Below are 16,236 nucleotides of genomic sequence, written 5' to 3' on the forward strand. Positions count from 1 at the left end.
TGGATCATCTATTATTTCCAAATATAAAAAAATATTTAGTGGCATTGAGTAATTAGTTTAACGGAAAATAAGTAATTTATGTTCAATAAAATGGTCAAAGAAAATCCTCTCGTCACCGTTGTCATACCAACCTATAACCGCGCCAATCTAATCGTTCGCGCCACAGACAGCGTAATTAAACAAACCTACAATAACCTGGAAATAATCGTAGTTGACGATGCTTCCACCGACAATACAGCCGAGGTAATCAAAGCTATTAAAGACCCTAGAATTCGCTACATCGTTTACGAGAAAAATGGTGGCTCCGATAAAGCTCGTAATACCGGGATTGAAGCAGCTACCGGAGAGTATATAGCTTTTTTAGATTCAGATGACGTTTGGTTGCCAAATAAAATAGAATTGCAAGTAGCCACAATTCAAAACGCTTCCGATCCAGAAAAAGCAGTAATCTATACTCAGGTAAAAAATGATAAAGGCTACGAAGTAACAATCCAGCCTAACAGGGCAAAAAAGGATACAGAGTCTTTAGCAGATTATATGTTTGTCTATAATGGATTTATCCAAACAAGTACTATAATGCTGTCACGACAATTAGCAATGTCTGTACCGTTTCGTTCCGGCATATCTCCTCACGAAGATCTGGACGTATTCTTAAGACTTGAAGAGGCAGGCGGAAAATATATTTTTATTCAAGAACCTTTAAGTATTTGGCATAACGATATGCGAAGCAATCGCTTAACAAAAATGCGCGATTACCGCCGATCGTTAAACTGGATTATGCAATACGAATCCTCGCTCTCACCCAAAGCAATCAAAGGATTTTTAGTTACAGAAGTTGTTTCCGTACTAATTGCAAGCGAGCGAGAAAAACTTTATGCCCAAAAAATACTGCTCGATGCGCTATTGCTCAGAGCGATATCTCCGCAAAAGTTTGCTAAACTAACAGCTAGGATAATAATACCAGAAAGCTTACGCCAGAAATTGAAGAATATAAGGTCAAACAACAAATGAAGCCTTTACTCCTTTGCAAATCGGACATCCAGGGTGGTGCTTGTCGTTCTGCTTATCGACTGCATCAAGGTTTGCAGACTATTGGCGTACCTTCCCAAATGCTAGTGCAAGATAAAGTCAGCGATAACAGCGGCGTAATAGGAGCAAAAAGTCCCATAATCCAAAAACTTGCTAATTTTAGAGAAAGTTTGGACTTTTTGCCCTTAAAGTTTTATAAACAGCGGCAAAACACCACATTTTGGCCTGCGTTAGTGCCAGATACAATAGGTTCTAAAGTTGCCAAAGTCAATCCAGATGTGGTAAATTTGCATTGGATTTGCAGGGGCTACTTGCAACTGGAAACGATCGCAAAATTTAACAAACCCCTAGTTTGGACACTCCACGATATGTGGGCATTTACAGGCGGATGCCACTACAGCGAAGATTGCGATCGCTACACCCAATCCTGCGGAAATTGCCCTCAACTTCAAAGCAACAACAAATGGGATTTATCCAGTTGGATATGGCAGCGAAAATCTAAATCTTGGCAAAGACTAAATTTAACAGTTGTTACCCCCAGTCAATGGTTAGCTAAATGCGCCAAAGCAAGTTCCCTTTTTAAAGATATCCGAATAGAAGTTATACCCTACGGATTGGATCTCCAACGATATAAACCAGTAGACAAAGAAACAGCACGGGAATTACTCAATTTACCTCAAGATAAGCAACTCATTCTTTTTGGATCGATGAAAACCAGCGATCGCAGGAAAGGATTTCATCTGCTGGAACCAGCTTTACAACAGCTTAGCAAATCGGGATGGCACGATCGCGCAGAACTCGTTGTTTTCGGTTCATCTGGGCCAAGCAGTGCCACCGACTTAGGTTTTAGATCTCATTACTTGGGCAGATTGGGAGACGATATTGCATTAGCCCTTGTTTATTCAGCAGCAGATGTTTTTATCGCACCCTCCATCCAAGATAACTTGCCAAACACCGTCCTGGAAGCTCTAGCCTGCGGCACACCCTGCGTCGCCTTCAATATCGGCGGAATGCCCGACGCGATCGAACACCAGCAAAACGGCTACCTAGCTCAACCTTATAAAATAGAAGACTTAGCTCAAGGAATTGACTGGGTGTTAGAAAACAAAGAACGCCATCAAAAACTATCCTCTAGCGCCCGTCAAAAAGCCGAACAAGAATATCCCCTAGAACTGCAAGCACAGCGATACTTGTCGATTTTCACAGAAATCTTAGGAAAAGCATAAACCACCCTTTTGTACTATCGTAAAATTATACTTCCGTACTACTGCAATGTCCCTCGTACATAGCTCAACACGATCGCTAGTTCGGCTAATGCTAGCAGCCGAAAAAGCCTACGCCGTTTTACTCCTTTTGATGCTCACAGAAGCTTTCATTCCCCTTTATAAAGAAGCCGGTTACGCATGGGTAGGCCGCAGCCAGTTTTACGTGTGGAAATTGCTTTTATACATTGCTATCTTTTGTCTCTTTTTACGGCGCGATCGCTTTTTTATTGTTATTAAGCAAGGAAAATTTTTAGTTCTCTTTGTGGTGCTAACTTATATCTCTCAGTATTGGTCAGATGCACCAAGCGACACTAAAACAGCGGCAGTGAAACTGATAGAAACAACCTTAATGGGAGCTTATATTTGTACCCGGTACAACTACAAAGAGCAAACCGATCTCTTTAGCTGGGTTTTCGGCATAGCAGCGGTACTGAGCATATTTTATGTATTTGCCCAACCATCCTTAGGGTTAATGCATAAGGCTGGTAGCGAACTTAATGGAACTTGGCGGGGTATTTACGTACATAAAAATGTCCTGGGTCGTATTATGACCATAGCAGGTATATTTTTGTTGATCAAAGCCTTAACTAGCCATAAAAAACGTTGGTTGTGGTGGTTGGTCTTTGCCATTTCGTTTCAGCTAATCTTGGGCACAAATTCAAAAACCGCTCTAGTCGGATTTCTCTTTCTGTTAATTATTTCCCCCTTCCATAGAATTTTTCGCTGGAACTCCGTCATTGCTGTACCCCTGTACCTGATCCTGGTGCTGGTAAGCGGAATAGGGGCTCAAACACTTGCGGATAACTGGAATAGTGCCCTAGCTTCTATTAATAAAGATCCGACTCTTACCGGGCGAATCCCCTTGTGGACAGTTCTGCTCGGTTATCTCGGAGAGCGCCCCTGGCTGGGCTACGGTTTGCACGGGTTCTGGCAGGGCTGGAAAGGTAAGGAGAATGCAAGTGTTTGGCGTACATTTGGCTGGTTACCTTCCCACGCCCACAACGGGTTTTTGGATATTGTGCTTGATTTTGGCTTAATTGGCTCAATAGTGTTTCTTGTGGCTTTTGTATATTCTATTTCACAAGCCTTAAAGAGGGTGCGATCGCTCCATTCCCTAGAAAGCCTCTGGCCGATAGGATATCTGACATTTTTTATCATTATGAACCAAACCCAATCAGTCATGGTAGTGCCATACAGTATCTATTGGATATTTTTTGTAGTAATAAGTATGACACCGATCGAACCCTCCGAACAACAAAGCCCACCACAGCGCCACAGTACCCCCCCCGCACAGACAAAAGATAATATTAAAACCGCCTCAAAATAATCGGTTATTCCGAGGATAGTTTTTCCAATTGCCAAAGGTTGTTCTGGAACTTACCTAATTCTTTATTTGGCTTAAATTTCCTGTTTTCCTGCTTCTCAAGTGCCTGTTTGAATTTATCCGAAGGTTTGTATAAAAATACTTCGCTGAAACCATAGTTAATTTTGAACACCTTCGGTTTATTCACCAACTGATATCGCACTTGGGCTGCTAGCAAATAACTAAGAGACAGCACGTGCGCTGGATTAGCATCGCTGAGCAACAGGGGGTGTTTAGCTTGGTTAATAATATAAGCCACTTGCGGATTGTATTTAGTTCGATCAGGCCCTTTGTTCCACCAAATTTGTGCTTGAGAACTGACAGCACAGGACAGCACTCCACTCGAAAACACAATAATCGCTAAAAACTGCCATAACCGCTGTCGTCTGATATTAATAGAAATAGAAGTAATTTGAGTACCCAGGAGGTAAGCAACAGCTAGCTGAATACCCAAATAACAAGCAATTGTATACCTAGCTACCCCCGATCTTCGCCCACCAACAATTAAATCTGGAACTATTAAAGCGCTCGCACTCACTCCAATCAACATCAAAACAAACAACCACACCCGTTTTGGAGTGCGGCAGCAGAGAAAATAAATTGAATATACTACTATAATTAAGAAAATTAAAATGACAGGGATGAGCGGAAAAACTTTTATTAATGGATCGTCAGAACCAACACCCAAATCAAAAAAAATCCGACTAACGTTACCAGCCCACATTGTAATTAAAGAGAACAGGCTAACTTTCCTTGCTGCCCAGTCTGTGCCGCCTTCAGCTTTTGACAAATTAACAGCAAAAGCCAAAAGCCAAGGCACAAAAGCTAGCAGCGCCACTAACGATGCTACCAAGAAGGCAATTACCCTCTGACTAAATTTGAAGCCTTCAGTAGCAAATACATAGATTCCATATCCAATAGCCACCAACCCAGAAAATAGAAATGTATAGAACCCCAATACCATACTAGCTGCATATATGCCCCAACTCAGCTTGGTTTGGACTCGCATAGCTCGCAGCAGAGTAACGCTCGATAGTAAAATTGTCACTATCCATAAACTATATGGCCGCGCTTCCTGAGCGTAAAGGACGTGGAATGGCGAAACAGCTATGAGTGAAATGGCTACCCATCCTACCTGCGGCGATTCAAATAATTCTTGACATAGCCAGTAAATGCAAGGGAACGCCAGCAAGCTTATCAAGGCAGATAAACTTCTGATTGCTGCCACGGAATCGCCACACCATTGCGCCCAAAATCGCACCATCACAAAATAGAGTGGCGGTAGCTGGGGTTCTTCCATTGCCAAACCCTGAATTGTATCGATTACGTTTTTTTCAGAGTTGATGTGCTGATACTTCTGTAAATCTTCTATGCCAATTTCATGACCATCGAAAACTTGCCGAACTAATTCTCGCACTGTATATCCAGAAATCCGTAATGAGGTAACAGCCTCATCAGGCCAGTAAACTTTTTTATCCAAATTGACAAATCTAAAAAAGACTCCCAATACCAATATAAGGATGATTAAAAGCCGTAACCAAGTTGTATGCAGACTACTATTCTGGGTTAATTTACTTCTCATACCAAATTAGCTTTGTATACCCGTTGCTAAATCCTCCTCAAAGCCGGAGTCTTCGGAACGGTTAACAATCACACAATTTCTCTTCAAGATTGTATAGGCTTAGGCATAAAAAAAATCAACACAGAGCCTAAATCTCCTGAAACCGGAGTTTTAGACTCTGTGTTAGCTAGTTTAATTCATGCTAGCTAGGTCGTGATTATGAAAACTGACTAGCTCTGCGGCGACGGTTGCGAGAGAAGGCAAGTGCGCCCGCCACCAGTCCGAGACCCGCCAAGGTAGCTGGTTCGGGTACTGATGCAACTGGGGTTCTCGCCTTCGCTGTTACCAGGAAGTCGTTGTAGTCTGTGTGTACCCCCTGACCTTGATCCTCGAAGGCCATGAGAATAGTTTTAGCAAAGGGATCGGCATTTGCTAGTCCAGCGGTGGTAACCAATTTACTGTTCAAGCTTCCGTTACTTCCCAAACTCCCATTACTAATTTTGGGGTCATTAAGCAGGGTCAGGTCGTCGAAAAACTTCACCTGTTGACCGAAGTTGTAACTAGCTCCATTTACAACCTGCGATCCCGTATTCTTAGCCGTTGTCGAGTACACGGTCGTATTTAGCCTTGTCGCACCCCAACTTTCCAGAAACAGGCTGTATGTCTCGCCCGCCTTAAAGGTGAAGGCGTCTGTACAAGTTGTAACTGTGACACCACAAGTTCCCTTCCACTCCCCAGCATTCCCAGCATCCGAGAAGTTATTTTCGTTGATGCCCAGGTATGTTTTTGTTCCACCAGGGCCGAAAACTCCCAGTTTTCCTTTGTAATAGCCGTGGGATTCCATGAAGTTAAAGTCTACAGTGGTATCAGCATCAAATGTGATGCCCCCATTTCCAAAATTGAAGGCTTGGGCTGGAGCCGAAGCCATACCGAATAAAGCAGTTGCAGCAGCGGCGGTAGTAAGTAGGCTTTGTTTGAATTTCATGATAACCATCCTAAAGGTAGTGAGAGATATAACTTGGTGATGATGATTTTGACTAAGAGGCGGTCTAACTATTGTTCGAGTCCTATTGAGCTTTGATTCTCAGAGGCTTTAGGCTAGATCTAGAGGCCCCTTAGTTTAGCAAATATAGATTGACAACTGGTGCTCTCCTTTACTTACCGCGGCTTTGAACCCCTCGATTGATTTCGTCATGCTCTATTAGTAACCGACTTAGCAGTCTAATGTCTATAGTTTTGATGAACCTTTACGCACTCTTTAAAATTTTCGGTGTTTATGTAAATTACTGGAAAATTCCATCTTGTCGGCGTTGATAACTAGCTTTTTATTCTCCGTATTTCTACTGTTTTTACGCTCATCAAGGCCAAGCTTGCCGAAATTAACCTTTTCTCCTCCTTACTAATTATAGTGTTTTTACGGAGTATCTCTCTAAAGGCGGATCTTCATGCCTAGACGAATTATACTGTACTCCTGCGTTCTAAGCTTTATTCCACATCAGTGGAGGTTAATAGGTCTAGTAGGCTCCTTCTTTTCGCAGCACAACTTTGATCGTCTGTAACAGGATTTGGAAGTCAAGGGTAAGAGACCAGTTCTGAATATAGGTTAGATCCAGACGGAAAACATCTTCAAAATCGACAAGATCGGAACGACCGGAAACTTGCCACAGACCAGTAATACCGGGCAATACTTCATGGCGTATGAAGTGATGATCGGACATTTTTTCAACATCTCGCAGGGGAAATGGGCGTGGGCCGACAAGACTCATTTCACCCACCAGAACGTTAATTATTTGCGGTAGTTCATCCAGACTATAACGACGCAGAAACTTACCTACACGGGTAATGCGGGGATCGTTCTTCATTTTGAACATAACACCGTCTTTCATTTCGTTTCTTGCTTCTAGTTCTTTTTGCAACCGATCGGCATTCACTACCATTGTGCGGAATTTCCAAACTTGGAAATGACGCCCCTTCAGACCCACCCGTTTCTGTTTATAAAATATCGCTCCTGGTGAGTCGATTTTTATGAGTAGTGCGATCAGTAGAAAGAGGGGGCTTGCCAACATCAAAATCAGGATTGCTACCACAACATCAACAAAACGCTTAGTCCAAAAATCGCTACCCAGGATGGGTGGAGAACGAAATCTGATGGTAGTCAACCCATCTATCATCTTGATTTCAGACCATTGACTGGGTATTTTGAGACCAATGGGTAAAACTCTTAGGCTGATACCAGAACTCATCAATTCCCAATAAAGAAAAATAGGAGCCCTAACAGCTTCCCAGGAGCAAACAAAAACTTCGCTGACTCTGAGTTGGCGAACCCGTTCGAGGATTTTAACCCAAGATTCTTGGTTGTTCTCTGAAGGTAAAACTGCTTGACCGCGAACATCAAATCTTGCTGTTTTATCTAGTAGTTTACGAGCTTCTTCAATATCTGCCGTGTCGCCTAATAGAAAAATTCTCTGACGTATTGCACCTTGACGGCGTAGGCTGACGATCGCTAACTGAATCAGCAGCCGCTCGGTGCAAACAAAAATTATAGAAAGCACCCAAGCCAACAAAAAGGTCGAACGAGATATTTTAAGATCCGGATCGTAAAGAAAAGCAATAATCAATAAAACAATCTGCGCCAGGGTAAGCGATTTTACTAGCGTTAAGTAATCGCGTCTTTTATCATCCGTACCGTATAAACCTGAAGCGGCAAGTATGCCAAAGGTTAATACCAGAATCGGTAACAAAAACCCCGGCTCTTGTCCAGACTTCCAGAAAAGCTCAAAAGAATCGACCGGCGTTCCCCAAGAGTTAGCTATTATCCAAGTTAAAGACAACATCAGGCTATCCAGCACAAGCAGGATGGCTACCCGAAGCCATCCCACACCAGTGCCTTGGCGAAGCCTAGTAATAATCGGAGCGCGTAGGTCAGGCATATTTTGGTGCTAGATCTTGTTTAGGGCAGACAAATAGACGATGTACAAGTGTGTATGCTTCCCCTATTTTTTAGGATATACCTTTTTTGACACACCCATTTATTAACACTTGTCACTCGATCCACTGGCAAAAGTTTGGCAATATATAAACAGTAATTAGCTAGCGGGCTCAGTAAATACAGTCTTGCAATAGAGGTGAGAGCGACATCAATACAATGCTTTGACGATCGCACCCTGCAAAAGCCTTGGTAAGAGTTGATGCTATCTCCCACTCCAGCGTCTTGGCCTAACCTGGAAGCAGAAGCTAGCGGTCTGCACCAGATCGGCGATAACCAGACCTTCACCCTAGAAAATTTACACGAATAAGGCGGCGATCGGCGGTATGGGAGGCGGAACCCTCTGGCGAATTGCCAGCTAACATAGCCACATAATAAAGAATATTACGCTTAACTTCAGTTCACCCCGGCATGAGCAAAACAGCCCTAAATTTAATTGCCATTTTAGTTTTTGCGATGACGCTTTCGACGCTTTTGGGGCCCTTGTTGAACATATCACCTTATGTGCCAGCGATCGCCACTCTGACCGTCCTGGGACTCGCCACCCTCGATACTCTCTCTTGGCAGGGACAGGGAGTCAACCTAGTTCTGGATTGGCTGGCAAGTGCTTCTCAGGCGCATCGCGATCGCGTCGTCAGGCATGAAGCAGGACACTTCTTGGTAGCTCACCTTTTAGGAATACCCGTTACCGGCTATGCCCTCACCGCCTGGTCAGCCTTCAAGCAAGGACAACCTGGACAGGGGGGCGTCACATTTGATGATCGAGAATTGGCATCCCAACTGCAACAGGGAATCATATCAGCCCACCTGTTGAATCGCTACGGCACCGTCTGGATGGCTGGAATAGTTGCCGAAACCCTAGTCTACGGTGACGCCGAAGGAGGAGCCGAAGATCGGCAGAAACTGGGAACAGTTCTCGCCCAGATAGGGCGTCCTGCGGCATCGTACCCGCAGCAACAGCGACATTATGCTCTCCAAGCCCGTACCCTTCTGCAAGCTCACTGGGCGTCCTACGAAGCTCTCGTGGCCGCAATGGAACAAAGGGCTTCCGTGGCCGAGTGTTCTGAGATTGTCGCCGCTTTTTGCCGGGATGCCTCAAAGAGTTAAGAATGTTGAGTTTTTAATTAAAAATCTTAACTTACAATTCAAAATTCATAATTTTTCCTTAAGAGGGAGTCTCGTCTGATGGCTGATTTGCTTCACAAATCACTCGGTTGCGTCCATTCGATTTAGCACGCAGCAGGTTTTGATCGGCACGATTAAGTAAACTTACTCCGTTGGCGTCATCATCTGGTTGGAGTGAAGCTATCCCAATACTGGCCGTAATATTTAGCGCCCGGTTGTTGTCAACCGTAAAGCATTGGTTGCCGATCGCGCGATTCAGGCGTTGGGCAACCTGTTGTGCTTCCTGACCGTTTGTGTTGCTCAGAACGATCGCGAATTCCTCGCCCCCATAGCGAAAGGGCGTGTCTTGAAAGCGCAGATTGTGCCGCAGGCGAGCCGAGAATAGCTGGAGGACGCGATCGCCAACAGGGTGTCCATAATTATCGTTAATTGACTTGAAATAGTCTATATCCAACATCAGCAGGCTCAGAGGTACATCTCTGACTCTCGCATTCTGTATTTGCCGGGGTAACTCCCAGTCTAAAGCCCGACGGTTATTTAGTTCCGTCAAAGGGTCAGCCAGCGCGATCGCAGACAACACATCGTTGGTACGCATTAGATTGCGGTAGATTTGCACTCGCCCGATCCCAGTTTGAATCTGCGCTTGCAGAAGATGATTTTGCAGCGTTAATCCTGCTTCCCAGGACATATCCCCTTTTCCGTGATTGGGCAGTAACCACATATAGGCGTCTGCGCCTCCTTCCAGCGCCGCTGCTCTGAATCCTAACTCCCAATTCCAGCCCGGTAGGATTTCCTCAATAGCATTCTGAGGTTGTTCTGCGATCAGGATGCAGTAGATCCAAGCCAAACTGGTCTGTTGTTTGATCTGACGACACAAATCCAAGCTGCCAACTTGGCTTGCCTGTAGAATCAGCACATCGGGCTGTTCTGCTTGAATCAGAGGCAGCACTTCCTTGGGACTGGATGTAACCTCTACCGTACAAGCTGCTATATACCGCAGCCGTTCTAGAAGTGTTGTTTGAAATTCATCACTTCCAACTACAAGAATGGAAGCATCCATTGGCGTAGGGCGCTTGGTGGTAACATTTGAGCGATGACTGCGGCCAGATAAGAGAACTTTCACGGATGTCAATGCATAAAATTGTAAATTTGACCAGAGAGGTGAGAGACTCTGCCCCCATGTTTTATGAGTATATCTGGGTTGAGACTACCTACTGGTTATACTTTTAACCCACTTTTAACATTTTCGGGTTTCTACAACTTTTTCATACATAGTCTCTCAAAGCTGCATATTTCTAAATTGGTTCTTGTGACTTCGCCTTATACTCCACGGGAAGTTTCGCACTGGCGAAGAGCGAGGAGTTTACAAAGATTTACACTAACCCACACAAACCCTACGGGTTTGTGTGGGTTAGTGTAAATCTTTGAACTAAAAACAAAAACGGCGACATCGGTTGAATAGGTCGGTTTCCTATCCCACCAATTTCTTCCCACCAGCTGAATCCTGTGCCTGACGCTCAGCTGCCTGTGCATTTAGCTTTTGGTTCAAATCTCGAATGCGGCGGGAAAGCAGACGAATTATATTGACCGCAATTCCCGGCGTTTCTTCGATCGCATCATATAGTTGCTGCTGAGTCAGCACCAAACACTCGCAGGCAGTCACGGTCGAAACCGAGGCGGAACGCGGTTCTGCATCAAACAAGGACATCTCGCCGAAGCAGGCTCCCTGGCCCAGCTGGGCTAGATCGTTAGTCCCTATATGCACCCGCACTTGGCCAAGTACGACTATGTAGAGCGATCGGCCCTCCTGCCCTTGGGTAAAAATGGTGTGCTTAGCTGGAAATGATAGCTCATCCATCACCGACGCCAGTCGCACGAGAAAATCATCTCGCAGTTCCTGAAAGATGGGCACGCCCCTGACAAACAATAGCCGATCGACACTGGTAAGCATCTATCTATACTTTTATCTGATAATAATAATACCCCGCCGATGCGTCAACATCCCGGAGCGCGGTAAACCTAACATCAGTTGGTTCACAAGCAACATTGTACTGCTTTTCAGCCAACTAGGCGTTTTGTATATTTTAGCCTTCATGTATTACCGCAGATAAAAATAACGATTTAATACATTTTTTTCAAATTATTTATTAATCTAATAATTTGAAAGTATATCTTTCTTGGTTAATTTAAAAACTAAATTCCACTTTCAAATAAATATGTCAACACAAATAATGATAGCTATCCAGGCTCATTCATCAGTAAAGTTTATAATCAAGGGTTTCAGGAATTCAGAATGCCTTAAGCGCCTTGGCGGTTGCTATACCATATAATAAAATTTGCTTTGTCTGCGATCGGCCTACAAAGCTTTCTTTTGATAACGAGGAACATTGGGTTGACGCTTTATGCGAACCAGCCATTCAATTTGGTGATGGATTCAGCCTCTACGTTAATCGGGGCATTATATTATCCGAATAAGCAGGTTTATGCTGGATTTGCACCGCGTTCTATACCTAACTCTGCCATCATCTCCTGCACTTGAGCGGCTACCAAGCGATCGGGATCTTGTTGGAGTTTGGGTAGCAGTTCCACCAACGCACGTTCCGAGGCAACTCTCAGGTAAGCTAGAGCAGCTTCCCGCACAAAACCAGTGGGATGACGCAGACAAGCTATGGTAGGTTCAGCCGTCAAATTCCAGCGAGCAGATCTAGCCAAATGAAAACAGCAAGCTAGAGACCAGTCTGACAGAAAGTGCCGCAAAGATAGCAATCGACGGACGCGATCGGACTCATCCAAAGGTTGATAGACAACTAGCGCCCCCAGACTTTGCAGTTTTTCCGGATCGGAGTTGCGATCGAGAACCGTAAGCAATATACGTTTAGTGGGAATATCGATCGTCTGATCTAATATTTCTATCCCGCGTGCCATCTCAGATGGGGAACCCGATCGCAAATTGAAAGCCGCCGCCTGAATAGCGCCAAGGGGATACAAAAACTTCATCAACAGAAAACAACGCTCAATAGCATCAATGCAGCTAAGCGCAAGTGCCCTTTCCAGCAGTTCCGCTTCGCGGGATTTCAGTTCTCGACTCAAGTCTGCCCTAGCGGCGTACATCTGAGCCATAAACATAAGTTCCTGGTCGATTAGCATTTCCACCCCGCTGCGGCCTAGCCGGTCTAGCACGCTTTCAATTCCGGTGTCATTGGGCAGTTTCAGCAAAATTTGGACGATCTGGCGTCTAGTGTTTCCCCAGGCAGTCATCAGATGAGATACTAAAACGCTCATAGCTTCGATCGTGCCAATCTGACCGATCGCATCCCAGGCATAGCGCCTGACCAAATCAGGTTTGTGAATATTTGTTGCCAGTCCTACCAGCATAGGAATAGCGTCGTTTTCCAGTCGCACTAAAGCGTGCAGGGCAGCCTCGCGGGTAGACTTGTATTCCAGCCCTCGTAGCAGGGAGGGATAATACTCATCCAGGCGTGTTGCTGCGATCGCCTCCAGCAAAGCACAGCGTACCCGCAACGACTTATCTCGCAACAAATTGGGAATTTGGAGTCTCAGCGCCTGCAAATACACTGCCTCCCCCAGAGCCCGACAACCCATCACCCGTTCTTGTTCTTCTGGATGGGTTAGCATCCGCCGCAAGACAGATGTGGCTTCTGCCTTTTGTGTGGCACTACCCAGCCGCAAAAGTAGGGAAGCAGCAGTGCCCCGCACCATTGGATTCACCTCCGATCCCAGATAGGGTCGTAACTGACGCAAATCTGGCTCTGGTTCGGTTAGCCATACGTAGCGTAAAGCAACGGCTAAAACGTCTGGTTGAGGGTCTGATTCTACCAGAGTGCGAACCAGGTTGAGATAGGCGGGATTGGGGTTGTTGAGCATCACCTCTAAGCTTTGACGCTGCAAAGCTGGAGAAAACTGAGGTAGCAGAGGCGCTAGGATCTCCCCAACATCCTGGGAGTATATTTGGCTCAAAAGTTCAATACAAGAACGTTTTTCGGCCTCCTCTGCGGGACGTTCCAGCACTTCTACTACTGCTCGCCTCAAGACTCGCAAATCGACATCAGCACTCCCCAGCTGTCCCCTTTGGGCGCTTAATACTAGCAGATCTACATAGCGCGATCGCAACAGCCAAACCGACAGCAGCCATGCCAAAGCGAAGATCACTATTCCGATCACGACAATCCAACCCAGCCACTCTCTGCGGACTGTCTCACCGATCTTGGGGAATTGCCAATGCAGAAACCAAAGAAAGGCTAAGATTGCCCCTCCCGTAAAGCCTGTGGCTATCGGTTCCGCAATCCCACGGGCTTTCGTCTCCACAGCGCCACGCAGGTTATCAGGAATGGGTTGGAATAGAACAGAACCAGTGCTGGCAACGAAGGTGTAACGCAAGAGTTCATCTACAAATTTCAGCACTATTAAACCAATGAACAATTCCAACCCCTGAAGGGATATTACGCGCAAGAGAGCCCCAATCAATATAGTCAAGGGGATTAAACCCAGGAGCGCCATTACAGCGGGTGGCAGCATAGCGGTTACAAACACACCCATCCGCTCTATTACCCGACTCGATATAAACCATTGAGTGAATAGTTCGCAGATGCCGACGATGCCACTAAATAGACCCAAGAAACTGGCAATCTGTTCGGGTTTTAAATGCAGCTCCAACTGAGATAGATACTGAAAGTCGATTAGCAACAACAATACCTGGGCGATTACAAAAAACGCATACAAAAGTAACTCGTATTGCCGTAGCGGGCCTGCCAACTTACGGGTAGAACCTCCCTCGTTGAAGTCTCTCGAGTTACTTGGGTGAGAGTCGGGAAAAGACTGCTGGTAGCGATTGCTCAGATAATAAACAATTACAGCCCCCAAGACTAGCATTACTGCTGCTAGCAGGATGATGTTGTTCAGCCCGAATATGGAAAGGAGCAGCGGTAATGAAAAGCCGCTGAGTACGTCTGCTACCAAACTGCCACTGCTAATCAGGGGGAAAGTGCGCTTAATTTCTCGGATATTAAAGAGCTGATTGGCTGTAAGTGAAGTGTTAAGGTGATTGAGAGCGTAGGCTCCATCCACCCACAGCGGTAGCAAAAACACTGTGAGCCAACCCAAAGACTCAACTTGTAACCCCAGACGAAATAACAGCAGGGGGATAGCTAGCAGCGTTGCGATCGCTACAATAAACTGGCGCAGCGGCAGAGTTCTTTGCATCCAGGTTGACATTAAGCCCAAAGCACCGCCCAGTCCCGCACTGGCAATATAAATCCAGGGCAACCACTCTGCTCCCAACTGATCCAAGAACAACGCGACTGTGCTAGCCTCTAACCAGACCAGTCCCACTGAGGTCGTAGTATAAACCGCGAACATTAGAAATGTGCGCTCGCTTTCTTCTGGGCGCAGATTTAGCCATTGCAGCAATACTCGCGAAATACTCGTGCGAGGCAACACATTACTTATTTTCATCCAAAACCTCACGGGAGAACAAAAACCGCGATGTTTTAACTCGCGGATAAAGTTTGACTCGGCGGTTTTAACCCAGCCTTTAAGAGTTAAAATCTCTTAAACAATCTCCGTTTATTCGAGGGGATTGTCAAATATAGCCATATTTCAGATATCTTAGGAAAGTATAGAGCTATTCCCCGCGAGGAAGTTAAATTTTAGCTTTGTTCCCTAAAACAAATCTTCTAATTTATCTAAAATTTGAAATTTTCTCTACTACCAAATGTTTGCCCTGTGTTTTGGCCGTAGCCGATGGCAACAAAATGCGATCTAGCGGTAAGAGCCTAATCTTGTGGCGTTTAACCCAGGGCAAAACAGTCGGTACTGATGAGGGCAGGTTATTTTTTAGGAGCTAGCAGCATCATCATGTTGCGTCCTTCTTTTTTGGGCGCTTGCTGGACTTCCGCAACCTCCTGCAAATCGTTCGCCATCCGGTTGAGCAGCTCTTCTGCTAAGTCGCTATGTTGAATTTCCCGACCCCGGAACATGACGGTCGCTTTAACCTTATCTCCTTCCTGAATAAAGCGCTTCGCGTGAGCTATCCGTACATTATAGTCGTGTTCCTCAATCTTGTAGCGCATTTTCACTTCCTTCACGTCAGCAGTATGCTGCTTTTTGCGGGCTTCCCGCTCTTTTTTTTCTTTCTCAAACTTAAACTTGCCGTAGTCCATGATCCGGCAAACCGGAGGGTCAGCCTTATCGCTGACTAAGACAAGATCCAGTTCTTTTTCCACCGCTAAGGATAGAGCATCTTGTGGGGTCATGATCCCCAGTTGCGCGCCATCGGTATCAATAACCCGAATTTTAGGAAATCGAATGCGTTCGTTGATTTGGGGTAAATTGCTAGGGCGTCTTTTTTCGATCACAGGCATTAAGATGTGTATGAGCAGTTGATTGAGAGTTGGATTGGGCGGTGCATTACAGCATTATCCAGTTGCTTGATGGGGCCTTTGCGGTACATGAACGGCAATGCCGTCTCAAGAACGAGAAACCACCATAAAGCTTTTTGTGCTTGTATTTGCCATTCTACTCAGTATGATTCGGTTTCGGCCTGATTGTTAATCTTATTTGTGACGTACTCCCGACACCAACCGAAGCGGTATGGTGTGGGCTGACCAAGAGTCCGGCAAAGGATATCAAGGACTTCCTTCGAGGTACTCCAATGTTTCCCTCTACGGCATTTTATAGTGAGGAACACGACCAGCCCCACTTGTTTGATGAAAAAGTTTTTTTTTCTAGACCTAGATTGTTATTCTGCGATGCTAGATAGAAAAATTTTACCATGATTATTGCAATGAGCGATCGTCTCGTCGCCATAACGCTTCGTTTGGTGTGGGGATTCCCACCTGTCTAGCTAACTTATCGGCTCGCGTGGGTGGGTCAGAGGGGCTAGGGAGAA

At 45.4% G+C, this 16,236-nt stretch carries 12 protein-coding genes; 5 read left to right on the forward strand and 7 right to left on the reverse strand.

What is annotated here, in order from left to right; all coding sequences use genetic code 11:
• Window positions 1-78 precede the first annotated feature (78 nt).
• The 3 genes from LAY57_RS01520 to LAY57_RS01530 all read left to right on the forward strand — a co-directional run bounded on the left by LAY57_RS01520 (window position 79) and on the right by LAY57_RS01530 (window position 3,621).
• Complete coding sequence (locus LAY57_RS01520; RefSeq protein ID WP_275993473.1) at window positions 79-1,011, forward strand: glycosyltransferase family 2 protein; 933 nt, start codon at window positions 79-81, stop codon at window positions 1,009-1,011.
• Entirely contained in the window at window positions 1,008-2,255 is a 1,248-nt protein-coding gene (locus tag LAY57_RS01525) for a glycosyltransferase family 4 protein (RefSeq protein ID WP_249064525.1), read from the forward strand. Before LAY57_RS01520 ends, LAY57_RS01525 begins: the two co-directional genes overlap by 4 nt.
• Window positions 2,256-2,343: 88 nt before the next feature.
• The gene (locus LAY57_RS01530) at window positions 2,344-3,621 is read left to right on the forward strand and encodes an O-antigen ligase family protein (protein ID WP_249064526.1); all 1,278 of its coding nucleotides are present in this window, start codon (window positions 2,344-2,346) and stop codon (window positions 3,619-3,621) included.
• Between the two features lie 4 nt (window positions 3,622-3,625).
• Here the strand turns inward: LAY57_RS01530 and LAY57_RS01535 are convergent, their stop codons facing one another.
• From LAY57_RS01535 to LAY57_RS01545, 3 genes are all read right to left on the reverse strand, one after another.
• Window positions 3,626-5,239 (reverse strand): glycosyltransferase family 39 protein, encoded by a 1,614-nt coding sequence (locus LAY57_RS01535; protein ID WP_249064527.1) that lies wholly within the window; start codon window positions 5,237-5,239, stop codon window positions 3,626-3,628.
• A gap of 196 nt (window positions 5,240-5,435) precedes the next feature.
• Window positions 5,436-6,203, reverse strand: coding sequence for a PEP-CTERM sorting domain-containing protein (locus tag LAY57_RS01540; protein ID WP_249064528.1), 768 nt, complete (start codon window positions 6,201-6,203; stop codon window positions 5,436-5,438).
• 529 nt (window positions 6,204-6,732) lie between these two features.
• Complete coding sequence (locus tag LAY57_RS01545; protein ID WP_249064529.1) at window positions 6,733-8,148, reverse strand: sugar transferase; 1,416 nt, start codon at window positions 8,146-8,148, stop codon at window positions 6,733-6,735.
• Window positions 8,149-8,615: 467 nt separating this feature from the next.
• Between LAY57_RS01545 and LAY57_RS01550 the strand changes: the two genes are divergently transcribed.
• Window positions 8,616-9,311, forward strand: a complete 696-nt coding sequence (locus LAY57_RS01550; protein WP_249064530.1) for an ATP-dependent Zn protease — start codon at window positions 8,616-8,618, stop codon at window positions 9,309-9,311.
• A gap of 58 nt (window positions 9,312-9,369) precedes the next feature.
• Here the strand turns inward: LAY57_RS01550 and LAY57_RS01555 are convergent, their stop codons facing one another.
• Both LAY57_RS01555 and LAY57_RS01560 read right to left on the reverse strand, forming a co-directional pair.
• Complete coding sequence (locus LAY57_RS01555; RefSeq protein WP_249064531.1) at window positions 9,370-10,452, reverse strand: GGDEF domain-containing response regulator; 1,083 nt, start codon at window positions 10,450-10,452, stop codon at window positions 9,370-9,372.
• 348 nt (window positions 10,453-10,800) lie between these two features.
• Window positions 10,801-11,280: a Crp/Fnr family transcriptional regulator gene (locus tag LAY57_RS01560; RefSeq protein ID WP_249064532.1), complete on the reverse strand. Its 480-nt coding sequence runs from the start codon at window positions 11,278-11,280 to the stop codon at window positions 10,801-10,803.
• 356 nt (window positions 11,281-11,636) lie between these two features.
• Between LAY57_RS01560 and LAY57_RS36105 the strand changes: the two genes are divergently transcribed.
• The gene (locus LAY57_RS36105) at window positions 11,637-11,804 is read left to right on the forward strand and encodes a DUF6745 domain-containing protein (RefSeq protein ID WP_338022337.1); all 168 of its coding nucleotides are present in this window, start codon (window positions 11,637-11,639) and stop codon (window positions 11,802-11,804) included.
• A gap of 6 nt (window positions 11,805-11,810) precedes the next feature.
• Here LAY57_RS36105 and LAY57_RS01565 read toward each other — a convergent pair whose 3' ends face one another.
• Both LAY57_RS01565 and infC read right to left on the reverse strand, forming a co-directional pair.
• Window positions 11,811-14,801: an Npt1/Npt2 family nucleotide transporter gene (locus tag LAY57_RS01565; RefSeq protein ID WP_249064533.1), complete on the reverse strand. Its 2,991-nt coding sequence runs from the start codon at window positions 14,799-14,801 to the stop codon at window positions 11,811-11,813.
• Window positions 14,802-15,175: 374 nt separating this feature from the next.
• The gene (gene infC, locus LAY57_RS01570) at window positions 15,176-15,709 is read right to left on the reverse strand and encodes a translation initiation factor IF-3 (protein ID WP_249064534.1); all 534 of its coding nucleotides are present in this window, start codon (window positions 15,707-15,709) and stop codon (window positions 15,176-15,178) included.
• Window positions 15,710-16,236: the final 527 nt, after the last annotated feature.

The organism is Argonema antarcticum A004/B2, from assembly GCF_023333585.1.
In the GTDB taxonomy this organism is placed as follows: Bacteria; Cyanobacteriota; Cyanobacteriia; order Cyanobacteriales; family Aerosakkonemataceae; genus Argonema; species Argonema antarcticum.